General features: G+C 66.3%; 20 protein-coding genes. 12 read left to right on the forward strand and 8 right to left on the reverse strand.

The features are described 5' to 3' along the window. Nucleotides 1-10 precede the first annotated feature (10 nt). On the forward strand, nt 11-2050 hold the full coding sequence (locus tag KZZ07_RS01105; RefSeq protein ID WP_219511060.1) for a glutamine amidotransferase: 2040 nt from the start codon (nt 11-13) through the stop codon (nt 2048-2050). Nucleotides 2051-2090: 40 nt separating this feature from the next. Here the strand turns inward: KZZ07_RS01105 and KZZ07_RS01110 are convergent, their stop codons facing one another. The 3 genes from KZZ07_RS01110 to KZZ07_RS01120 all read right to left on the reverse strand — a co-directional run bounded on the left by KZZ07_RS01110 (nt 2091) and on the right by KZZ07_RS01120 (nt 3635). Next, nucleotides 2091-2438 (reverse strand): hypothetical protein, encoded by a 348-nt coding sequence (locus tag KZZ07_RS01110; RefSeq protein ID WP_219511063.1) that lies wholly within the window; start codon nt 2436-2438, stop codon nt 2091-2093. A 79-nt stretch (nt 2439-2517) separates the two neighbouring features. Further along, on the reverse strand, nt 2518-3225 hold the full coding sequence (locus KZZ07_RS01115) for a DUF599 domain-containing protein (RefSeq protein ID WP_219511075.1): 708 nt from the start codon (nt 3223-3225) through the stop codon (nt 2518-2520). Then, nucleotides 3225-3635, reverse strand: coding sequence for a CopD family protein (locus KZZ07_RS01120; RefSeq protein ID WP_219511076.1), 411 nt, complete (start codon nt 3633-3635; stop codon nt 3225-3227). Before KZZ07_RS01120 ends, KZZ07_RS01115 begins: the two co-directional genes overlap by 1 nt. 137 nt (nt 3636-3772) lie before the next feature. On the opposite strand from KZZ07_RS01120, the gene KZZ07_RS01125 reads away from it, so the two are divergent. From KZZ07_RS01125 to KZZ07_RS01155, 7 genes are all read left to right on the forward strand, one after another. Beyond that, nucleotides 3773-5221: an FAD-linked oxidase C-terminal domain-containing protein gene (locus KZZ07_RS01125; RefSeq protein WP_219511106.1), complete on the forward strand. Its 1449-nt coding sequence runs from the start codon at nt 3773-3775 to the stop codon at nt 5219-5221. A 62-nt stretch (nt 5222-5283) separates the two neighbouring features. Further along, complete coding sequence (locus tag KZZ07_RS01130; RefSeq protein ID WP_219511123.1) at nt 5284-6414, forward strand: FAD-binding protein; 1131 nt, start codon at nt 5284-5286, stop codon at nt 6412-6414. Continuing rightward, entirely contained in the window at nt 6414-6752 is a 339-nt protein-coding gene (locus KZZ07_RS01135; RefSeq protein WP_219511127.1) for a hypothetical protein, read from the forward strand. The genes KZZ07_RS01130 and KZZ07_RS01135 overlap by 1 nt, the downstream gene beginning before the upstream one ends. 1 nt (nt 6753) lies before the next feature. Then, entirely contained in the window at nt 6754-8037 is a 1284-nt protein-coding gene (glcF, locus tag KZZ07_RS01140; RefSeq protein WP_219511147.1) for a glycolate oxidase subunit GlcF, read from the forward strand. 89 nt (nt 8038-8126) lie between these two features. Further along, nucleotides 8127-8915: a trypsin-like serine peptidase gene (locus tag KZZ07_RS01145; protein ID WP_300434708.1), complete on the forward strand. Its 789-nt coding sequence runs from the start codon at nt 8127-8129 to the stop codon at nt 8913-8915. 135 nt (nt 8916-9050) lie between these two features. Beyond that, complete coding sequence (locus tag KZZ07_RS01150; RefSeq protein ID WP_219511162.1) at nt 9051-9524, forward strand: Hsp20 family protein; 474 nt, start codon at nt 9051-9053, stop codon at nt 9522-9524. A 111-nt stretch (nt 9525-9635) separates the two neighbouring features. Next, nucleotides 9636-10538 (forward strand): LysR family transcriptional regulator, encoded by a 903-nt coding sequence (locus KZZ07_RS01155; protein WP_219511167.1) that lies wholly within the window; start codon nt 9636-9638, stop codon nt 10536-10538. Between the two features lie 101 nt (nt 10539-10639). Here KZZ07_RS01155 and KZZ07_RS01160 read toward each other — a convergent pair whose 3' ends face one another. The 5 genes from KZZ07_RS01160 to KZZ07_RS01180 all read right to left on the reverse strand — a co-directional run bounded on the left by KZZ07_RS01160 (nt 10640) and on the right by KZZ07_RS01180 (nt 18525). After that, complete coding sequence (locus KZZ07_RS01160) at nt 10640-12364, reverse strand: GMC family oxidoreductase (RefSeq protein WP_219511170.1); 1725 nt, start codon at nt 12362-12364, stop codon at nt 10640-10642. Nucleotides 12365-12598: 234 nt separating this feature from the next. Beyond that, nucleotides 12599-14767 carry an esterase-like activity of phytase family protein gene (locus tag KZZ07_RS01165; protein ID WP_219511173.1) on the reverse strand — a complete coding sequence of 723 codons (2169 nt, stop codon included), beginning with the start codon at nt 14765-14767 and terminating at the stop codon, nt 12599-12601. Nucleotides 14768-14934: 167 nt separating this feature from the next. Continuing rightward, on the reverse strand, nt 14935-17001 hold the full coding sequence (locus KZZ07_RS01170) for a vWA domain-containing protein (protein WP_219511176.1): 2067 nt from the start codon (nt 16999-17001) through the stop codon (nt 14935-14937). Beyond that, entirely contained in the window at nt 16998-17528 is a 531-nt protein-coding gene (locus tag KZZ07_RS01175; RefSeq protein WP_219511189.1) for an RNA polymerase sigma factor, read from the reverse strand. The genes KZZ07_RS01170 and KZZ07_RS01175 overlap by 4 nt, the downstream gene beginning before the upstream one ends. A gap of 211 nt (nt 17529-17739) precedes the next feature. Beyond that, the gene (locus tag KZZ07_RS01180) at nt 17740-18525 is read right to left on the reverse strand and encodes a hormone-sensitive lipase (protein WP_219511193.1); all 786 of its coding nucleotides are present in this window, start codon (nt 18523-18525) and stop codon (nt 17740-17742) included. A gap of 79 nt (nt 18526-18604) precedes the next feature. Between KZZ07_RS01180 and KZZ07_RS01185 the strand changes: the two genes are divergently transcribed. The 4 genes from KZZ07_RS01185 to KZZ07_RS01200 all read left to right on the forward strand — a co-directional run bounded on the left by KZZ07_RS01185 (nt 18605) and on the right by KZZ07_RS01200 (nt 22749). Then, a complete protein-coding gene (locus KZZ07_RS01185; protein ID WP_219511196.1) occupies nt 18605-20071 on the forward strand; it encodes an NAD-dependent succinate-semialdehyde dehydrogenase in 1467 nt (488 codons plus the stop codon). A 61-nt stretch (nt 20072-20132) separates the two neighbouring features. After that, complete coding sequence (locus tag KZZ07_RS01190) at nt 20133-21185, forward strand: serine hydrolase domain-containing protein (RefSeq protein WP_219511201.1); 1053 nt, start codon at nt 20133-20135, stop codon at nt 21183-21185. Then, on the forward strand, nt 21182-21574 hold the full coding sequence (locus tag KZZ07_RS01195) for a hypothetical protein (protein WP_219511204.1): 393 nt from the start codon (nt 21182-21184) through the stop codon (nt 21572-21574). The genes KZZ07_RS01190 and KZZ07_RS01195 overlap by 4 nt, the downstream gene beginning before the upstream one ends. A gap of 71 nt (nt 21575-21645) precedes the next feature. After that, nucleotides 21646-22749, forward strand: a complete 1104-nt coding sequence (locus tag KZZ07_RS01200) for a 5-methyltetrahydropteroyltriglutamate--homocysteine S-methyltransferase (protein ID WP_219511206.1) — start codon at nt 21646-21648, stop codon at nt 22747-22749. The last annotated feature ends 10 nt before the right edge of the window (nt 22750-22759 follow it).

Consider the following 22759-nt stretch of genomic DNA (forward strand, 5'->3'; position numbering starts at 1 on the left):
GAGAGCAGAGATGAACGGACAGATCGTATTCGACCCGCTGCTCCCCTGGGCGGCGATTGCCATACTGGCGGCGCTGGCGCTTCTGGGCACGGGCCTGGCGCTGTGGCGCGGGCTGTCGGGCTGGGCGCTCCGGTTCCTGGCGGGCGTGGTGCTGGTAGGTGCGCTGGCACAGCCCTCGTACCAGGTCGAGGACCGCGCCCCCCTGTCAGATATCGTGCTGATGCTGGTGGACGAGACCGCCTCGCAACAGCTGGCAGAGCGTGCCGACATCACCACCGAGGCCGCCGCGCGGCTGGAAGCACAGCTGGACGCGCGCCCCAATACCGAGGTGCGCCGCATTCCCGTTCCCGATGGCGAAGGTGACGCCGGCACGCTGTTGATGACGGCCCTGTCCAATGCCCTGGCCGAGGAGCCGCGCGGGCGGATCGCCAGTATCCTGCTGCTGTCGGACGGCCGCCTGCATGACCTTGAACGCGCCCCCGACCTGCCCGCGCCGATGCACCTGCTGATGACCGGCAAGGAGGACGACTGGGACCGCCGCCTGATCGTGCGCAACGCCCCGTCCTTTGCCATCCTGGGCGAAGAGGTCGAACTGACCCTGCGGATCGAGGACAGTGGCGCCGCGCCCGGCGATACCCGCACCGACATCCTGATTTCGGTCGACGGGGATGAGCCGGATCGGTTCACCGTGCCCATCGGCGAGGATCTGACCCTGCCGATCACCCTGCCCCACGGCGGGCTGAACGTGATCGAATTCACCGTCCCCGAAGCGGATGGAGAGCTGACCGACCGCAACAACAAGGCGCTGATCCAGATCAACGGCGTGCGCGACCGGCTGCGGGTGCTGCTGGTCTCGGGCGAGCCGCACGCGGGCGGGCGCACCTGGCGCAACCTGCTGAAATCGGACTCTTCCGTGGACCTGGTGCATTTCACCATCCTCCGCCCGCCGGAAAAACAGGATGGCGTGCCGGTCAACGAACTGTCGCTGATCGCCTTTCCCACGCGCGAGCTGTTCCTGGACAAGATCGACGATTTCGACCTGATCATCTTCGACCGCTACAAGCGGCGTGGCATACTGCCCGCGATCTACCTCGATAACGTGCGCAACTATGTCGAAAAGGGCGGCGCCGTGCTGGTCGCGGCGGGACCGGATTTCGCCTCGGCGGACTCGATCTATCGCTCGCCGCTGGCTGACATCCTGCCCGCCGAACCGACCGCGCGGGTGGTCGACCAGGGCTATCGGCCTGCCGTGACCGACCTGGGCCAGCGCCACCCGGTGACCTCGGGCCTGACCGGGGCCGATAGCTGGGGTCGCTGGCTGCGCCAGATCGAGGTGCAACCGATCAAGGGCGACGTGGTCATGTCCGGCGTGGACGACCGGCCCCTGCTGGTGCTGGACCGCGTGGGTGAGGGGCGCGTGGCGCTCTTGGCCTCGGACCAGGCCTGGCTGTGGAGCCGGGGTTACGAAGGCGGCGGCCCGCAACTGGACCTGCTGCGGCGGCTGGCCCACTGGATGATGAAGGAACCCGAGCTGGAGGAAGAGGCGCTTTGGGCCGAACCCGCCGGGCAGAGCATGCGCATCGTGCGCCGCACCCTGAACGAGTTTGTCGGCGACGTGACCGTGACCACGCCCGATGGCGGCGAGGTACAGGTGCCGCTGACAGAGGTCAGCCCGGGCCGCTACGAGGCGATCTATGACGGGCCGCAGATCGGGCTATACGGGCTGGAAGAGAATGCGCTCTCTGCGGTGGTGGGCCTTGGCCCCTCGGCGCCGCGAGAATTTGTCCAGACCATCGCCTCGGGCGCGGCGCTGAGCCCGATCATCGACGAGATGCGCGGCGGGGTGATGCGGCTGGAAGAGGGGCTGCCCTCGATCCGCGAGGTGCGTGCCGGGCGGCCTGCCGCCGGGCGCGGCTGGATCGGGCTGACCCCGCGCGAAGCCTATGAGACGCTGGACGTGCGCCAGACGCCGCTGGCACCGGAATGGCTGGTGCTGCTGCTGGCCGCCGGGCTGATCGTGGGCGCCTGGATGCGCGAAGGGCGGAGCTGAGGCGCTTTGCGGCCGGCGGGGCGGCGGGGTGAACCCCGCCCTACGGAAGGTCGAAGACCGTGGTTTCCCCGGTCCAGCCGTCCACCGAGCATTTGGCGCGGATCCTGACCCGCGACACCCCCTTGGGGATCGCGATGCCGGATTGCGACCGGGTAAAGGGCTGTTCGTTCACATGCGGATGCAACAGCTCTCGGGTGCCCAGAACCGTCCCGTCCGACAGTTCCACGCGCCAGCCATCGGCATAGTGATCCCACCCGGTGTCCGGGTGGCTTAGGGTGACGGCAAAGCGCCAAGCGCCGCCCGTCTGGCTGGCCTCGACGGCCTCGATCTGCGGCGGATCGGCCAGGGCCGGGGCCGCCACGAACAATAGGGGGATCAGGTGTCGCATGAGGCCACCCTATCAGCCCCGCACCGCCCTGTGGATCACGAAGCGCGGAGGGAGGTCCCGGATCAGGTCCGGGACGGGGTCATTCCATCTTGTCGCTGTTTTCCAGCAGCACCTCGCGCGAGGCGGAGGTGAACTCTCGACGCAGGATCACCGCCAGGGTGACCAGCGTTGCAAGGATCAGCGCCCAGGCCCCCACCAGCCAGGCAGAGGCGGCGATGCCGAAATAGACCGACCGCAGCCCGCGATTGTAGCTGCGCGCGGCGGTCACGTTGATCTCTCCCGCCTTGCGGGCGCGGGGGTAGGCCGCCGGGTGTTCCGGCTCATTCGGCACCGCCGCCATCAGCACCGAGGCATAGCCGAACAGGCGATGCGACCAGACGAATTTCAGAAAGGCGTTGGCGGCGAACAGCATCATCACCATGATCTTGATCTCCAGCACCACCACCGGATCGACCGAGGGCGCCAGATCCTGCGCCACCCCGCGCAGCCGGTCGGCATTGCCGATCAGGGCAAAGCCGCCGCCGATCGCGATCATGCTGGCCGAGGCAAAGAAGGACGTGCCCTGCCTCAGGCTGTTGACGATTTGCGAATCGAAGATGCGCGGGTTGCGGGTGACAAAGACCTTCATCCAGGAGCGGCGATAGTCGGCCATGATGACCGAGGTCGAAGGCCGCCGCCTTGGCGGGTGTTCGATGAGCCAGCTGGCGCCTTGCCAGGCCAGCAACAGCCAGGCCACGGCGGCGGCATCCCACAGGGTGAACCCGTCGCGCAGCGTCTCCCAGGTCATCAGAACGGCTGGGCCACGACGACCCAGAGGATCGCGATGGTGCCGATCACACTGACCTCGTTGAAGATCCGCAGGTACAAGTCGCTTTCGGTGAACACACCCTTCTGCGCCCGCCGGACCAGCCGCCCGGTCCAGAGGTAATGCGCCGCCAGCAGCACAACCAGCGTGGCCTTCAGGTGCAGCCAGGCAGGCCAGCCCAGCCAGATCCCGTACCAGACACCAGTGAGGATGGCGATCACGCCAAGCCCGAAGGAAAACCGGTAGAGCCGGTATGTCAGATCGCCCAGCGGTCCGTTTTCGCCCAGGCGCGCGTGTTCGCGCTTCCAGTAGATGATCGCGCGGGGCACGGCAAAGATGGAGGTCATCCAGCCCATGACGCACAAAATATGAATGATCTTGACCCAGCTCATGCGCGCACCTGACCCTGTAGCCGGAAAAATGGCAAGATGCCGCGCAGCCGCAGCGCGATTCCCGGTGGCGCACGGGTGATTTTGGTTATATCTTCTTACCAATTGCCCCGATGCCACCGCGCCCGAGGAGACCTGAAATGCAGATGCCAGAGCCGAACCCCGCCATCCTGGCCCGCAAGGCGCGGATCGTCGAGCGGTTGCGCAGCGTTTTGCCCGCCGACGCGGTGATAGAGGACGAGATGGAGACGCGCGCCTATGAATGTGACGCGCTGACGGCCTATCGCTGTCCGCCCCTGGCGGCGGTGCTGCCCTCCTCGACCGAGGAGGTCGCGGCCGTGCTGAAACTCTGCCACGAGGAAGGCGTTCCGGTGGTGCCGCGCGGTGCCGGCACCTCGCTGGCCGGGGGGGCGCTGCCGACGGCGGATTCGGTGATCCTGGGCGTGGCGCGGATGAACGATGTGCTGGAGGTGGATTACGCCGACCGCATCATCCGCGTGCAGACCGGGCGCACCAACCTGAGCGTGACCGGCGCCGTCGAGGAAGAGGATTTCTTTTACGCGCCAGACCCCTCGTCGCAGTTGGCCTGCGCGATTGCCGGGAACATCGCGATGAACTCGGGCGGGGCACATTGCCTGAAATACGGGGTGACGACGAACAACCTGCTGGGAGTCACGATGGTGCAGATGGACGGCACCGTGGTCGAGATCGGCGGCGCCCATCTGGACGCCGGCGGGTTGGACCTGCTGGGCCTGATCTGCGGCTCCGAGGGGCAGCTGGGCGTGGTGACCGAGGCGACGCTGCGTATCCTGCGCAAACCCGAAGGCGCGCGGCCCGTCCTGATGGGGTTCGACTCCAACGAGGTGGCGGGCGCCTGTGTCAGCGACATCATCAAGGCGGGTGTGCTGCCGGTGGCGATCGAGTTCATGGACCGCCCCTGCATCCGCGCCACCGAGGATTTCGCCAAGGCGGGCTATCCGGATTGCGAGGCCTTGCTGATCGTCGAGGTCGAAGGCAGCCCGGCGGAGATCGACGAACAGCTGGGCCTGATCCTGCAGATCGCCCGGCGTCACAACCCGGTGGAACTGCGCGAGGCGCAGAGCGCGGACGAGGCGGCGCGGATCTGGCTGGGCCGCAAATCCGCCTTTGGTGCGATGGGCAACATCAACGATTACATGTGCCTCGACGGGACGATCCCGGTCAACGAGCTGCCCTATGTCCTGCGCCGCATCGGCGAGATGTCCAAGGAATTCGGCCTGGACGTGGCCAATGTCTTTCACGCCGGTGACGGCAACATGCACCCGCTGATCCTGTTCAACGCGAACCAGCCCGGCCAGCTGGAGACCTGCGAAGCCTTCGGCGCGGAGATCCTGAAGCTTTGCGTCGAGGTGGGCGGCTGCCTGACCGGCGAGCATGGTGTGGGCATCGAGAAGCGGGACCTGATGGTGGATCAATACGGCCCGGTCGACCTGGAGGCGCAGATGGCGGTCAAGGATGTCTTTGACCCGGCCTGGCTCTTGAACCCGGCCAAGGTGTTTCCCCTGGCGGCCTCGGACGCAAGGCGCAACGTCGCGCTGGCGGCGGAGTAGTGGGGGCCAGCCCCCACACCCCCGGAGGTACTTTTGGAGAGAAGAAGCCAGGAGCGTGGCGCATGAGACCTGAGAGCGAAACGGAACTGGCCGAAGTGATCGCGGGCGCCAGTGCAGCTTTTCACATCCGCGGCGGCGGGACGCGGGCGATTGGCGTGACAACCGCGGCGGAGGTGCTGGAGACGGGTGGCCTGTCGGGCATCTCGCTGTATGAGCCGGGCGCGCTGACGTTGGTGGCGCAGGCGGGCACGCCACTGGCCGAGATCGAGGCGGCCCTTGCCGCGGAGGGGCAGCGGCTGGCCTTTGAGCCGATGGATCATCGCGGGTTGCTGGGCACCACGGGTGAGCCGACAATCGGCGGCGTGGTCGCCGGCAATGTCAGCGGACCACGCCGGGTGCAGGGCGGGGCGGCCCGTGATTTCATGCTGGGCGTGCGATTTGTCGATGGCGCCGGACAGGTGATCAAGAACGGCGGGCGGGTGATGAAGAATGTCACCGGCTATGACCTGGTCAAGCTGATGTGCGGCAGCTGGGGCACGCTGGGGGTGCTGACCGAGGTCAGCCTCAAGGTGCTGCCCGTGCCCGAAACCACCGCCTGCCTGTTGATCGACGGGCTGGACGAAGCGGCAGCGCAAGAGGTGATGAGCCGGGCCCTGACCTCGCCTTTCGAGGTGACCGGCGCGGCCCATGCGCCGGGCGGGCCCGGAGAGCATCCGCTGACCCTGCTGCGGCTGGAAGGATTTGCCGGGTCGGTCGCCTATCGGACCGGCAAGCTGCAGGAAATGTTCGCGGAGCGTTCCGTGAGGGTCGAGACGGACCCGCAGCGGGTTGCCGCGCTCTGGCGCTGGGTGCGGGATGTGGAGATCATGCAGGGCACCGGCGGCGACGTCTGGAAATTCTCCGTGAGGCCCAGCGAGGCGCCGGGGCTGGTGGCGCAGTTGCGCGCGGCGCACCCGGTCGAGCGTGTGCTGTACGACTGGGGCGGCGGGCTGATCTGGATAGAATGTGCGCCGGGGACCGACCTGCGGCCCAGCGGGCTGAAAGGGCATGCGACGCTGATCCGTGCCTCGGAACAGACGCGGCTGGACCTGCCGGTGTTTCAGCCGGAACCGCCCGCCGTGGCGGCGCTGAGCGCGGGCATCCGCGCCCGGTTCGATCCGCGCGGCATGCTGAACCCCGGGATCATGGCCTGATGGCCAATCCGGTCCTGATCCTCTTTGTCATGGGCTTTGTCGCCGCGCCCTTGCTGGGGGCGGCCCTGTTGCGGTTGCCGAACACGCTCGAGGCGCTGATCGCCCTGGCGCTGGCGGTCATCCTGGCCTCCGCGCTGGCGCTGTTCCTGCAGGAGCGGTCGGCGCTGGCCTCACTGGCCGCGCTCTGGACCGGATGGGTGCTGGCGGTGGTCATGGTGGCGCAGGCCCTGAGACGGCGGCTGCCCGGCGCGGCGCACAGCCGATGGACGAAACGTGGCGCGCTGGTGGCCTGCGCGCTCCCCTGGTTTGGCCTGGCCCTGGCCCAGATGATGGACTGACATGCAGACGAATTTCACCGAAGAGCAACTGAAGGACGCGGGCACCGCGCGCGCCAACCAGATCCTGCGCAGCTGCGTGCACTGCGGGTTCTGCACCGCCACCTGCCCCACCTACCAGGTTCTGGGCGACGAGCTGGACAGCCCCCGGGGCCGCATCTACCTGATCAAGGACATGCTGGAGAACGAGCGTGTGCCGGACGAGAAGACCGTGAAGCATATCGACCGCTGCCTGTCCTGTCTGGCCTGCATGACGACCTGCCCGTCGGGTGTGCACTACATGCACCTGGTCGATCATGCGCGCGACTACATCGAGAAACACTATGACCGGCCCTGGCACGACAAGGCGCTGCGCTGGACGCTGGCGCGCATCCTGCCCTACCCGCGGCGGTTCCGGGTGGCCTTGCTGGCGGCCAAGATCGGCAAGCCGTTTCGCGGGCTGATCCCCGACGCGCGGCTACGGGCGATGCTGGACATGGCGCCGGACAGGATCCCCCCGGTCAGCCGCAACGACGATCCGCAGAGTTTCGCGCCCAAGTCCGAAAAGAAGATGCGCGTGGCACTGATGACCGGCTGTGCGCAGAAGGCGCTGAACACCGACATCAACGACGCCACCATCCGCCTGCTGACCCGGCTGGGCTGCGAAGTGGTGGTGGCCAAGGGCGCGGGCTGTTGCGGGGCACTGACCCATCACATGGGCAAGACGACCGAGAGCCATGCGACGGCGGCGAAGAACATCCGCGCCTGGACCGATGAGATGGACGGTGAGGGGCTGGACGCCATCGTCATCAACACTTCTGGCTGCGGCACCACGGTCAAGGATTATGGCCATATGTTCGCGCAGGACGCCCTGGCCGGGGATGCACAGCGCGTCTCGGGGATCGCGATGGATATCAGCGAATTGCTGACCCGGTTGGACATCCCCCAAGGCGAGGCCAGGGGCCTGCGCGTGGCCTATCACGCCGCCTGTTCGCTGCAGCATGGGCAAAAGGTGAAAAGCGCGCCCAAGGACCTGCTGAAACGCGCGGGTTTCGAGGTGGTGGAACCCGCCGACAGCCACCTGTGCTGTGGCAGCGCGGGGACCTACAACCTGATGCAGCCGGAAATCTCGGCCAAGTTGAAAGACCGAAAGGTGCGCACGCTGGAGGCCCAGAAACCGGAAGTGATCGCCGCCGGGAACATCGGCTGCATGATGCAGATCGGCAGCGGGACCGGCGTGCCTGTCGTGCATACGGTCGAGCTGTTGGACTGGGCGACCGGGGGGCCCAAACCGCGATCGTTGACCTGACAGGAACAGTCTGTAAATGCGGCGCCTTTGCCTCAATTTTGCCCAGATGCCGTGAAAATTTGTAACCAAAGGTATAGGACAACGGTTCAGTGCGGCTCTTTCTGGTCTTCTCTCTCTGGCTCCTGGGCACCTCGGCGGGCGCCCAGAGTCTTTTCAGCATGGAATCGGCCGAGGACGGCCGCGGATGGGAGGCGGTCGGGCGGCTCGAGATCGCCGGTAGCGCCTTTTGCACTGGCGCGCTGATCGCACCCCGACTGGTGCTGACAGCGGCGCATTGCCTCTATGACCCCGAGACAGGCTCGCGCGTCGCGGTGGAGGACATGCAGTTCCTGGCCGGATGGCGCAATGGGCGCGCGGCGGCCTACCGGCTGGTGCGCAAGGCGGTGCCGCATCCGGAATTCGTCTATGGCGCGCAGGCCAGCACGGACCGTGTCCGCCACGACCTGGCCCTGATCGAGCTGCAACACCCGATCCGCAACACCACCATCACGCCATTCCAGGTCGGCCCCGGCCCGTCCAAGGGCGAAGAGGTGGGCGTGGTGTCCTATGCCCGCGACCGGTCAGAGGCGCCTTCGCTGCAGGAAACCTGCGCGGTGCTGGCGCGGCAGGACGGAATGCTGGTGCTGTCCTGCGTGGTGGATTTCGGCGCCTCGGGCTCTCCGGTCTTCCGGCTGCGCGACGGGGTGGCGCAGATCGTTTCCGTGGTCTCGTCCAAGGCGCAGGCCAACGGCAGGCCCGTGGCCCTGGCCAGCGGTCTGGGCGCGCCGCTGGAGGCGCTGCGGACCGCGCTGGCCGCCGAGCGCAACCCGGGCGCGGGGATTGACCGCCTGGCCGCCGGGGACCGGCGCGAGACGGGGGCACGCTTCGTGCGGCCCTGAGGGGCTTGAAACCGCCCCGAACGCTCCCCAATTTCATTTGCACCGGGACGCCTATGACAGGGTTCCGGGTCTTTCGACGCCTGTCCCATGAGGGAAGGCGCACCATAGACAGGTATCGCTCAAACGGAGGATTCCATGCGACATTTCGATTTTGCCCCGCTCTACCGTGCCACTGTCGGTTTCGACCAGATCGCCGACATGATGGACCGCGTTCTGGCCAGCGACAGCGCTCAGCCGGGCTATCCCCCCTACAACATCGAGAAAACCGCCGATGATGCCTATCGCATCTCGATTGCCGTGGCCGGTTTCGCCGACGAAGACCTCTCGGTCGAGGTCAAAGAACAGGCGCTGGTGGTCTCGGCCCGCAAGGCCGACAACGACGACGGCAAATCCTATCTGCATCGCGGCATCGCGGCCCGCGCCTTTGAACGCCGGTTCCACTTGGCTGATCACGTCCGGGTCCAGGGGGCCACGCATGAAAACGGCATGCTGCACATCGACCTGAAGCGCGAGATTCCCGAGGCGCTGAAACCGCGGCGCATTGCAATCGCCAAGCCGGACACCCAAATGGTGGAGAAGGACGTCGTTGACGCCGAAGCCGTCAACTGACCCCAAGACCCTCGTGTGAGTAATGCGCCCCGGACGATCTGTCCGGGGCGTTTTTTTCTGCGGGATCACTGCGCCATTGACAAGTCGCCCGCCATCGCCATGCATTCCTGCATGGATTGGCACTCTGTCACCTTTGACTGGAACCGCGCGCGGGCCTTTCTCGTCACCGCCGAGGAGGGCTCGCTCTCTGCCGCTGCGCGCGCCTTGGGGATGACCCAGCCGACGCTGGGCCGGCAGGTGACGGCGCTGGAAGAGGAACTGGGCCTTGTCCTGTTCGAACGGGTCGGGCGGGGCCTGGTGCTGACCCAGGCCGGCACCCAGCTGATGGCCCATGTCCGCGCGATGGGTGAGGCGGCGGTGGGCGTGTCGCTGGCCGCCTCCGGTCAGGCGCAGGCCGCCTCGGGGCATGTGGCGGTCACCGCGTCCGAGGTCTATTCCGCCTGGCTGATGCCGCGCATTGCCCGCCGGTTGCGCGACGTGGCGCCGGGAATCACGCTGGAAGTGGTCGCCTCGAACGAGATCCGCGACCTGCGCCGCCGCGAGGCCGATATCGCCATCCGCAACGCCCGCCCCGAGGAACCGGACCTGATCGCCAAGCGGGTCGGCGAGGACGAAGGCACGTTCTACGGCTCTGTCGATTACCTGGAACGACTGGGCCCGATCACCGATCCTACCGACCTCACCCGCGCGGAGTTCATCGGCTTTGCCGACAACACCAAGTTCATGGAGGCCCTGCAGAAACGGGGCATCCCGGTCACGCCGACGCATTTCCCGGTGCTGACCTCGTCGCACACGGTGCATTGGGAAATGGCGCGCGCGGGCGTGGGGCTGGGCACGGTGCCCTGCGGATTGGGCGATGCCGCGCCCGAGATGCGGCGTGTCCTGCCGGATGTGACCTTTCGCTTTCCGATCTGGCTGGTCGCACACCGAGAGCTGCGCACCAGCCCGCGCGTGCGCATCGTCTGGGACCTGCTGGCAGAGGCCCTGCCCGACTTGCTGTCCCATCCGGAATAAGGGGGCTTTGCCCCCCGTCCCTTCGGTCCTCCCCCCAGATGTATTTTCAAAGAGAAGAAGCTGGGGCGGGGCGCATCCTTGCCACTCCGCCCCGAAAGATCTCAGGCCAGCAGGATGTCGGCGGCCCGCTCTCCGATCATGACCGTCGGTGCCATCGTGTTGCCGGTGGTCGCCCGCGGCATGATCGAGGCATCGGCGATGGTCAGCCCCTCGACGCCGTAGACTGAGAGCTTGCCATCGACCACGGACATCTCATCCCGGCCCATCTTGCAGGTGCAGCTTTGGTGGAAATAGGTCCCGGCGGCGTTTTTCGCGAAATCCTGCATCTCGGCGGGCGAGAGCGCGCCCGGCATGACCTCGCGCTTGACGAAATCCTTCATGGCGTCGGAATTGCCAATCTCGCGGCAAAGCTCGATGGCGTGGACCACTGTCTTGAGATCGTCGGGATGCGACAGGAACTGGGCATCCACCTTGGCCTGCGCCATCGGATCGCTGCTTTCCAGGTAGACGCGGCCCCGGCTTTTCGGCCGGACAAGCCCGGGTGAGAGGGTCCAGGCCCCGGCGGGCGGCGTGTAGGCCGGGCCGGTGACCTCAGTGGCATAGGGCACCTCGATCTGGAAAGGCTGCATGTCGGGGCCATCGAGCGCGCCGTCGCTTTTCCAGAAGAAGGTCGCCTCGGCCAGCGAGTTCCTTGGCGGCAGCGCCTCTTTGTATTCCCAGATACAGCCCGCCACCAGGACGTGATCCTGGAAATTCTGACCGACACCGGGCAGGTCGACACGGGCTTCCACCCCGATCCGGTCCAGCTCTGCCTTGGGTCCGATGCCCGAGAGCATCAGCATCTTGGGTGTGTTGATCGCGCCCGCGGCGAGGATCACGCGGGTCGCGCGGGCCGATTTCATCTGTCCATCGTGGACGAAATTGACACCTTTACAGGTGGTCCCCTCCATGATCAGTGTCATCGCCTCGGTCCCGGTCAACAGGGTGACGTTGCCCTGTTTCAGCACCGGGTAGAGGTAGCTTTGCGGCACGTTCACGCGGCGGCCATCCTTGATGCGCACGTTGGCCAAGGCGGCACCGCCCTCACGTTCCATCATGACGCCGTTCATGTCGGCATAGGCGGGGATGCCGACGCTTTCGCAGGCGGTCAGCATGGCAGGCGCAACAGGGTTCGGGTCCTGCACCTGTTCGACCCAGACGCGCCCGCCGCTGCCGCGCCGGTCGGCGTCGGGCGTGCCCTGCCAGTCCTCGATCCGCTTGTAGATCTCCAGCACGTTGTCGTAGCTCCAGGCGTCGTCCCCCGCCTCGGCAGCCCACATGTCGAAATCGTTCTTGTGGCCGCGCGCCCAGATCTGAACGTTGATTGACGAGCCGCCGCCCACGACCTTGCCCATCGGCAGGATCAGCTGGCGGCCGTTCACCTTGTCGGTGGCATCGGCGGTATGGCCCCAGTCGCGTTCGCCGCGCAGGTTGGTGGGCCACATGGCCGGGTTCAGCACCGCCTCGATCTGGTCGGTGTCGCCGGCCTCGAGCACGAGGACGGAGGCCCCGGTTTCCCCCAGCCGGCCCGCAACGGTGGCGCCGCCGGAGCCGGAGCCGACAACGATGTAATCGTAGGAATCGGCCAGGTTCTGCGCATTGTAGAGCTGGGTGATGGCGGCGTCGCCGCCCTCTTGCGCCATTGCGCGCGCGGCGCTCAGCGAGGCACCGGTGGCCAGCGCCAGCTGCATGAAGCGACGGCGCCCGATACGGCCACGATAAAGCGCCGCTTCGAGCGCATTGAGAATGTCACCCGCAGCCAGCGGGTTGGTGCCTTTGTCGAACATGTTTTCTCCTCCCGAGGATGCCGGTTTGCCCGGCACAAAATGCATTATCTTGCATTATTGCCCTTACGGTTGCGGGGGAGGTGCCAAAAGGCAAGGATTCTCTGAATCAATATGCACCAAAGTGCTATTCACGGCGGGGGTGGACCCGGAGCGGCGGGGTGAACCCCGCCCTACGCATGTGAAAACGCCCCGCGGTCTCCCACGGGGCGTTCGTGTTCAGGCCGGTGCCCGCTTTCAGAGTTTGAACATCCAGAAGAAGGTTTCGCCCGAGCTGTCGTCCACGCCGTCGTTGTCGGTCGAGACCCAGACCGTGCCGTCCGGGAAAATCGCCAGGCCTTCGACCTTGTCCACGACATAGCCGCCAAAGGCCTTCAGGTCGGGGATCAGGTCGCGGACCTCTTCCTTGGTCACGACCGGCAGGTCGCCGCCCAGCGCGGCGGGCACCATGTCGGCCATCGGGATGCGGTAGACCTTTTTCGTCACTGCATTGGCGCCGATCTGGTTGTCACGCTCGATGACGTAGATGAAATCGCCATGCGCCACGATCTCGGACAGGCCGACCCAACCTTTTTCCGGCTGGGCCTTGGGATAGAGCACAGCGCCCCATTCCTTGGTCTCGATGTTGTAGGAGACCAGTTTGACGTGGTTTTCGGGATCATCCGCCCATTCGCGCTGAACCGCCATCCACAGGGTGTCGCCGACGCGGGTGATGCCCTCGAAGCCAAAGCGCTTTTCGACGGCGGCCAGTTCCGCGGGGATGATGATCTCGGCCGAGTTGGTCTTGATCAGGCCATCGGCGGTGACGTGGTAGATCGCGTGCGGGATGCCGCGTTCCGTCCGGCCCTCAGAGGCGAGGTAGAAGCCGCCGTTGCCGTCCAGCGCGATGCCTTCGAGGTCCAGCTTTTGCGCGGCATCGCCATTGGCGCGATGCACGCGGATCACGTCCACGATGCGCGCCGGGGTCTGCGTGGTGTCGATCTTGAAGATTGAGGGCTGGAAGCCGTAGAAGCTGTCGTTCACGGCCCAGACGATGCCGTCCGCATCCGCCACCATGCCCGAAATCGCGCCCCAGCCGATCAACTGGTCTGCGCCCTCGGAGGTCAGCGTCGGGTACATCGCGTCGGCGTCCTGGTATTGGAAGATCATGACATGCGCGCGCACGCCGCCGTCCTCGATCAGGTCTTCCTCGTTGGCCGAGACCAGCAGGTTGCGGGACGGGATGGCAACATACCCCTCCGGCCCGATGCCCGAAGGCAGGATCTGCTTGAGGACCGGAGCGGTCGGATCGGTCACGTCGTAGACGCCGACAACCGAGGCACGCTCGGCGCCGACAAAGACCATCGGCGTGCCGTCGAAGTCAGCGGTTTCGATCGACTCGGGCTCTACCCCCTTGGCGTCGGACCGTTTGTCCGGGTAGTGGCCGATCTGGATCACGGCATGTTCAAAAGAGACGCCGGAGTCATAGACCACCTCGCCGGATTTCGAGAAGATGGTCCAGCCGCGCGACCCGCCGTCCATGTCACCCTCGTTGGCGATGGCAAAGTGGTCGTCGTCGATCCACTTGACGGCGTCGGGCTCGCGCTTGCGGCCCTTCTGCGACTTGTCGAAGTCGAGCGAGCCGCGCTCGTCCAGCGTGTCGATCTTGTCCAGATCGACGGCACCGGCGGAGAAATGATTGAGGATCGAGCCATCGGCACCAACCACCACCAGGTAATTGTTCTCCTGCAAAGTGACGATGGTCTCGCCCAGGGCGTTGATGTCGACGAACTCGGGCTCGGGATCTTCCGGGGCGATGTCGGTGAGGCCGGTCATCTCGACCTTGACCAGGTCGTCACAGGCCAGCGCGCCGTCCTTGAGTTCACCGATCACCAGGAACCCGGCGGGCAGCTGGCCGACACGGCCATCGCCCAGGTCCTCGTCCCGCTCGTTCTCGATGGCGATCGAGATGCGGGTGCCATCCTTGGACACGGCAACCGAATCCGGCTGGCCGCCGAGGTCGCAGGTGGCCGTGATCTCACCGGACATGACATTGATGATCGCCAGGTGGCCCGAGGGATCGGTAAAGCTGGCGGAGGTGTTCACACCGACGAAGGCGGTCGAGCCGACGATGCCGACGGCGGTCGGTTCACCGTTCAGCGCGACATTACCCAGCGGCGCCGGCTTGGCGGGGTCGGTGATGTCGACGCGGCCGACCACCCCCAGCGGGCTGTCGGTATAGACCAGTGTCATGCCGTCCGCGGTGGCGGCGATGATCTCGGCCGAGGTGGTGCGCGAAAGGTCTTCGCCGTCGGCCATGTTCAGATAGGTGCCGAACGAGGCGATGCGGTTGAAGTTCATGTCTGCCGTGGCGGCGTTGGCGGCAAGGGCCAGAGCGCTCGTCAGGCAAAGGACGCGGAAATGCATGGAGTCCCCCTGTTGATTGGTACGCGGGGGATAGGCGCCTAGAGGTAACATGCGCGTGACGCTTTGGTGACGGTAAGATCATAAGATGCCCGTCGCACAGGCGAATGCCCCCTGCGACAGGCGCAGGGGGCAAGGGAGAGGTCCCGGGGCAGGCCCGGGACAGCGGTTCACTGCTGGAGGCTTTGCGCCAGGCGCATCAGCGTGATCGCCCCCTGTCGGTAGCCAAAGGGGTCCTCGCCGCGCGCGCCTTGCGCCAGCGCGATGGCGTCGCCCATGCTCCAGTCTCCGATCAGGTCCGAGCCGCGCAGGATCTGGCCGAAACCGGCGATGGCCAGCGCCCAGTCCGCCTCTGCCAGCGGTGCGGCATCGGCCATGATCGGCGTCTCGATCAGGCGGCTTTCATCCTCGCCCGGCGCCTTGTAGCGCAGACGCAGATAGCCCAGCTCGCCCGTGTCATCGGCCACCGGCGCCGCATCCCCCGCGGCATAGCGCAGCGGATCGGTCATGCGGGCGGGAGAGCCCACGGGGGTGATCGCGTAAAGGGCCGTCACCTGGTGCCCGGCGCCGATTTCACCCGCGTCCACCTTGTCATTGTTGAAATCCTCGCGGCGAAGCGCGCGGGTCTCGTAGCCGATCAGGCGGTATTCGGCGACCAGCGCCGGGTTCCACTCGACCTGGATCTTGACGTCATCGGCGATGGGCACCAGCGCGCCGGTCAACTGGTCCACCAGCACCTTTTGCGCCTCGGCCAGCGTGTCGATGTAGCTGGCAATGCCGTTGCCGGTCTGCGCCAGCGCCTGCATCGTCGCATCGTCCAGGTTACCCCGGCCAAAGCCCAGCACCGACAGGTATGTGCCCTCGTCCCGTTTGTCGGCGATGAAGTCCTTGAGGTCATCGGGACCGCTGATGCCGACGTTGAAATCGCCATCGGTGGCCAGGATCACCCGGCTGACCGCATCCTCGTCACCGTCCTTCGCCATCTGCGCGGCGGTGGCATAGGCCTGTTGCAGCCCCGCCTGCCCTGCGGTCGAGCCGCCCGCGTGCATTTGGTCCAGCGCGGCCAGGATCGTCTCACGCTCCGTCGCCTTGGTGGGTTCCAGCGCGAGGCCTGCGCTGCCCGCGTAGGTGACGATGGCAATGGTGTCATTCTCGCCCAGCTGGCCCAGCATCAGGCGAAAGCTCTGCTTGAGCAGCGGCAGCTTGTCGGCGCTGTTCATCGACCCGGACGTGTCCACCAGGAACACCAGGTTCATCGGCGGGCGCTCATCCGGCAGCATGCCCTGCAACCCGATGTGGACGATTTGTGTACCTTCGACCCAGGGGCTGTCGCTGACGCCGACATGGGTGGCAAAGGGCGCATCCCCCTCAGGTGCCGGGTAATCGTAGGAGAAATAGTTGACCATCTCCTCGATCCGAACCGAGTCCTTCGGCGGCAGTTGCCCGCGGTTCAACGCATTGCGGATGTAGGACCAAGAGGCCGTATCCACGTCGATCGAAAAGGTCGAGACCGGCGAATCCGCCGTGACCTTGATCGGGTTGTCCTCGGCCTCGGGGAAGGCCTCGGTATTGTCGTCGGGCGCGACGATCACAGGATCGGGCAGCGGCGCCGGTGCGCTGTGCTTGAGGTTGAGCACACCGGTTTCAAGGCTGATCCCGCCGCCCGCGCCCGGCGAGGCGGGCGCGATGGTCCGGTTGCGCAGGGCGCCACTGGGCGGCGTCGGGGGTTGCGGCGACGGGTCGGCCATCGGGCGCCCTGTCGTCACCGGCCCGGCCTGACGCGCCGAGGGATCGAACTTCTTGCTGGTCGAGACGACCGGCGCATCGCGGGTCAGGACATCCGCGGGGTCCGGCGCCTCCTCGACCACAAGGGACGGGTCGGCCACCGGACCGCCTTCGAGCACGGTCCGCGCGTCCTCGCCCGGGATCAGGATTTCCGGTTGCGGCGGCTGGCTGTCGCGCAGGACCGGGATCAGGGCCACCATCGCGACGGCGGCAATGGCGGTGGTGGCGGTCAAAAATCCACGGTTCGAAATATTGGCAAGCATCTGTCTGGCTCCTCTGAAAACGCCCCCCTCTCGGGTGGGTTCAGAGGTCTGACGCGCCAGCGCATCGCTTTCTTGGACACGGTCGAAGTTTTTCATCGCCAGGGCAATCGCCTCGGCACGCGTGTCGGGGTCGGGCCCGGGTAGGCCCGCGTCGAATGCGCGTTTCAGATCGTCCAGATCGTCGCTCATGCCTCGGCCTCCTGCATCGCCTTCAGTTTTTTCTTGGCCTCCGAGATCCGCCAGCTGACGGTGCCCTCGGAGACCTCGAGGATCTGCGCCGCCTCCTTGTGGGTGACCCCGTCAAGGACCAGCGCGAGGGTTTCGCGCAGATCGACACCAAGGCCCGACATGGCCTGCATCAACCAATTCACGCGTTCCGCCGCCTCGGCGATCTCGGCCTGGCGCGCCAGCTCCCAGTCCCCCCAGCCATCGGCGGCGCGGGCACGGGTGGCGGCGCGCCGGAACCTGTCCCGGGCGGCGTTCACGGTGATGCGATAAAGCCATGTGGTCAGCTTGGCCTCGCCCCGAAAGCTCTGCAGCTTGGCGGGCAGAGCGGCACAGAGATCCTGCGCCAGGTCCTCGGCCTCGGTCCGGCTGCCGGTGAGCTTGACCGCGTAGCCGTAGACCCGGTCGTAGACCCGTTCCACCAGCAGCGCAAAGGCCTGCCGGTCACCATCTGCTGCCGCTCGGGCAAGGGATTCGTCGCTGACATCCATGCGCATCACATGAGTGAGACGCGGGGCAGCACGCAATCCTTGGAAACCTTACCAGATTTTTTCGCTGCTGGCCGGAGACCCCAACATGGGGGCGCTGCCCCCTCGGCCTTCGGCCTCACCCCCGGAGTATTTTCGGAGAGAAGAAACCGCAGGCGCGCGCTTTTGGCTTCTTCTCTCCCAAAATACTCCAAAGCCAACATTTCGGCTGGCACTACCGGTCGAGCAGCTTTGCCACCATTCGGCTTTCGGGATCTGCCAGCCCGTCGATGACGTCGAAATGGTGTTTGCCCTCATCCACCACCAGCCCGCAGTCCCAGACCTCGGAAAGCTTGCGCGCCTGGGCGAGGAAGGCGGGGCGCTCGTCTCCGCCGACCCAGACCGTCACCGGCGAGGGCGGCGGCGGGGCGTAAATCGGGCTTTCGGCGCGCGCCTCGCCTGCGTCGATGCGCAGGTCCGCGTTCATCGAGGTCTGCATCAGCGGCCGCAGGTCCGCGACCGGCGAGATCGGCAGAATATGCGCCACGCGCGCCAGCAACTCCGGCTCCAGCACCGCCCCCATGCGCGCCACGAGATGCCCGCCGGCGGAATGCCCCGTCAACCGGATCGGCCCCGGCACCTCGGCGGCGGCCACGGCCACGGCCTGCGCCACCTGCCGAGTGATGTCGGAGATCCGCACCCTTGGGCAAAGATCGTAGGAGGGCATGGCCACCGCCCATCCCTGCGCCCGCGCGCCCTCGGCCAGATGAGACCAGTCGGAGCGGTCGAAGCGCAGCCAGTAGCCGCCGTGGACAAAGACCACCAGCCCCCGAGGCGGCGTATCGGGCAGGAACAGATCCAGTGCCTGACGCGTTCCATGACCGTACATCAGGCCCAGCCGCGCCTTGCCCGTCACCCCGAGACGCTTGCGATAGGCTTCGGCCTCGGCGGCCCAACGCGGCGGATACGCCTCGGCCCCGGGGATATGAGTGGCATTGGCATAAGCGTCGTCGAGGTCCATGTCTTTCTCCATTTTGGCCCTATACTTCACGGGCACGGGATGGTCAGCCTGTGCCAAACCTGAACGGAGGATACTGACAATGCGCGACGATGCCACCAATCTGAAGAGCCTTCTGTCCGATCCCGGCCTTCTGGAGGCCCGCGCCTATGTGAACGGCAGCTGGATCGAGGGCGAGGCCAGTTTCGACGTCACCAACCCGGCGCGCGGCGACGTGATCGCCGAGGTCGCCGACCTGACCCGTGCGCAGGTGGGAGAGGCCATCGACGCCGCTTTTGCCGCGCAGAAGGACTGGGCGAAATGGACTGGCAAGGAACGCGCCGTCGTCCTGCGCAAGTGGTTCGACCTGTTGATGGAGAACCAGCACGATCTTGGCCTGATCATGACCGCCGAACAGGGCAAGCCCTTGGCCGAGGCCAAGGGCGAGGTGGCCTATGGCGCGGGCTTCATCGAGTTCTTTGGCGAAGAGGCCAAGCGCATCTACGGCGAAACCATCCCCGGCCACCAGCGCGACAAGCGCATCACCGTGCTGAAACAGCCCATCGGCGTCGCCGCCTCGATCACGCCTTGGAATTTCCCCATCGCCATGATCACCCGCAAGGCCGCGCCGGCGCTGGCCGCCGGCTGCGCCTTTGTCGGGCGTCCCGCCGCCGAGACACCCCTGTCAGCCACCGCGCTGGCGGTGCTGGCGGAACGGGCGGGCATCCCGGCGGGGGTCTTCAACATCGTCACCTCCTCGCGGTCCTCGGACGTGGGCAAGGAGTTCTGCGAGAACCCCAAGGTGCGCAAGCTGACCTTTACCGGGTCGACCGAGGTGGGCCGCATCCTGTTGAAACAGGCCGCCGACCAGGTTCTGAAATGCTCGATGGAGCTGGGCGGCAACGCGCCCTTCATCGTCTTCGACGATGCCGATCTGGACGCGGCGGTCGAGGGCGCGATCCTCTGCAAGTTCCGCAACAACGGCCAGACCTGCGTCTGCGCCAACCGCATCTACGTGCAGGACGGCGTCTATGACGCTTTTGCCCAGAAACTGGCGGCAGCGGTTGCGAAACTGAAGGTGGGTGACGGGCTGGAGGAGGGCACCGATCTTGGCCCGCTCATCAACCAGTCCGCCGTCGACAAGGTGCGCGAACATATCGCCGATGTCACCAGCCACGGCGGCACCTTGCTGCAGGGCGGCGAGGTGCAGGAGGGCAGCTTCATGACGCCCGCGATCCTGACCGGCGTCACCCAGGACATGAAGGTCGCCCGGGAAGAAACATTCGGTCCGATGGCGCCGCTGTTCCGGTTCAAGGACGAGGACGAGGTGATCGAGATGGCCAATGACACGATCTTTGGCCTGGCCTCGTATTTCTACGCGCGGGATCTCAGCCGGGTCTACAAGGTGGCCGAGGCTCTGGAATATGGCATCGTCGGCGTGAACACGGGCATCATTTCGACCGAGGTCGCCCCCTTTGGCGGCGTCAAGCAATCGGGCCTGGGCCGCGAGGGCAGCCACCACGGAATCGAGGATTACCTCGAGATGAAATACATCTGCATGAGCGTGTGAGACGCGCGGCCAATATCGCGCTTGCCGCGGTCACGGTGCTGGCGCTGGCGGGCGGGGGCTGATGCTGTTTGCCCCGCAGGTTCCCGCGCTGTGGCATGAGGGCTTTCCCCCGCCGGTCTGGACCGGCGAGGGGCGTTTTGCGCTGGTGGAGGGCCCGGACCTGCCCCTGTCCAAAGGCGCGCCCCTGCCCGCACCAGCGGTGCAGCGGTTCGAGGCAAGTGAGGGCCGGGCCCTGCTGGTGATGCGCGACGGGCACCTATTGCATGAGGTTTATGGCCCCGGCATCGGACCCGGGACACGGCTGAATTCCTATTCGCTGGTCAAGTCTCTGGTGGGGGTGATGGTGCTGCGCGCCGTTGCAGATGGCCGCATCAAAGGCCTCGGCACCCCCTTGCGCGACCTGATCGGACCGGAGGCGCCCGCCGTCACACTGCGTGAGGTGCTGGACATGACCTCGGGCTTGTCGCTGGGCTATGAACCGCCCAAGGACGACAAGGACGCGCCGCTGGACGACGCCGATTTTTCACCCTTCGGGCCAGTGGCGCGGCTGCATGCCTTCGGGATCGAGCACCTCTTGCCGCGGCTGAGTCCGGACGCCACGCTGCGCGGCGACTTTCACTACCAGAGCGCCAACACCGCGCTTTTGGGTCTGGTGCTGAAACAGGTTTACAATGCGCCCTTGCCACAGGTGCTGAGCGACCAGATCTGGCATCCCGCCGGCGCTGCCCCGGCAGAGTGGCGCAAGAACCGCAACAGCGGACGCGTTTCTGCCTATTGCTGTCTTTTTGCCACCCCGCGCGACTGGGCGAAGGTGGGGGACGACCTGCTGCGCAACGGGACAGCGGCGGACCCCGTCCTGCCCGACGGGCTGTGGCGCAACTGGATTCTGCCGGACCTCACCCCGGATGCGCGCCGCGCCGGGGCCTATGGCTGGCACCTGCGCCACGACGTGCTGGACCGCGCGGGCGAAGCCCTGCAGGGCCCCTTTGCCTACATGGCAGGCCACGGCGGGCAGGTGGTCTATCTTTTGCCAGCCACGAACACCGTGGTGGTGCGCTTCGGCGCCCGCCCGCAACTGTTGCATTCCACCCTCTACGAGTTGTTTCCCGAATGATCGGACCGCGTGATCCCCGGGTCTTTGCCCCCGATTTCCTCTCTCCGTCCGGCGGCCCCTCGGAGGCAGAGTTGAAAACCTGGCGCCGGGCCGCGCAATCGGGCAAGGGCACGCCCTGGCTGGACGCTGGCCGCGCCGATGCTCTGGCGCGCTACGCGCTGAAATTCGGCGAAGGCGTGCAGATGATGGAGGCCGTGGCGACCCGGTTCCGCGAACCGGTGCGCGACGTCGGCTGGGAGATCATCGGCGCCGATGCCGAGGGAGAGAACTGGGAAGACCATCGCGACCCCCAACGCGCCTATGCGCTGATGCGGGCCAAGCTGCGGGCGGCCCGCAACGCGGGCGCCGTGCTGGAATACAAGCTGTGGCTGACGCGCGCGGGAACCTGACCCCGCCTTCCCTGTTTCCAATACGACAGATACCGGGCACTCTCTGCCCGGAAACTCCGGGAGGACAGAGCATGACCGACAGACCCACACCCCCGTTCCGCGCCGATCACGTCGGCAGCCTCTTGCGCCCGCAGGCGGTCGCAGAGGCCCGTGCAAAGGGCGTCACCGGGGCCGAGTTGACCGCCATCGAGGACGCGGAAATCCCCGCACTGATCGCCATGCAGGAAGAGGTCGGCCTGAAGGCCGTCACCGACGGCGAGGCGCGGCGCGCCTTCTGGCACTACGATTTCATGGGGATGCTGACCAACTACGAGATCGAGGAAGACGAGGGCGAAGGCTTCAACTTCCAGGGTGTCACATCGCCCGGCGTCTTTCCGGCAATCAACGGCCCGCTGGATTTCCCCGAGGATCACCCGATGCTGGATCATTTCCGCTTTGTCGCGGAGCACAGCACCGTTTGCCCCAAGATCTCGATCCCCGGGCCCTCCTGCCTGCATTTCCGGCTGGACCCGGCGCGCGTGCGGCACAAACCCTACGAGGATCTCGAGGTGCTGTTTGCCGACATTACCCGCACCTATCAGAAGGCGGTCGCCGCCTTTCACGCGGCGGGCTGCCGCTACCTGCAGATGGACGACATCTTTTTCGCCTATCTCTGCGACCCGAAGCACCGGGCGCAAAAGGCCGAGGCCGGGCTGGACCCGGACTGGCTGATCGGGAAATACGCCGAGATGATGCGCAATGCGATCGCCGACCGGCCCACCGACATGGTGATCGGGATGCACATGTGCCGGGGCAACTTCCAGTCCACCCATGCGGCAAGCGGCGCCTATGACCTCGCCGCCGAGGCGATCTTTTCCACCGGCGTCGACATCTTCTTCATGGAGTATGACACCGACCGCGCCGGCGGGCTGGAACCACTGCGCCTGCTGCCCAGGGGCACACAGCGCGTCATGCCGGGCTTCATCACGACGAAATCCGCGGAACTGGAAACCGTGGACTGGGTAAAGTCGAAGATCGAGGAAGCCTCGAAATACGCCGATATCGACCAGCTGGGGATTGCCCCGCAATGCGGCTTTGCCTCGACCGAACATGGCAACGCGATCACGCCTGACGACCAGCGCCGCAAGCTGGAACTGGTGGTGCGCTGCGCCGAGGAGATCTGGGGCGGGGTCTGACCCTGCCCCC

The organism is Mameliella sp. CS4, assembly GCF_019392335.1.
GTDB lineage: Bacteria > Pseudomonadota > Alphaproteobacteria > Rhodobacterales > Rhodobacteraceae > Antarctobacter.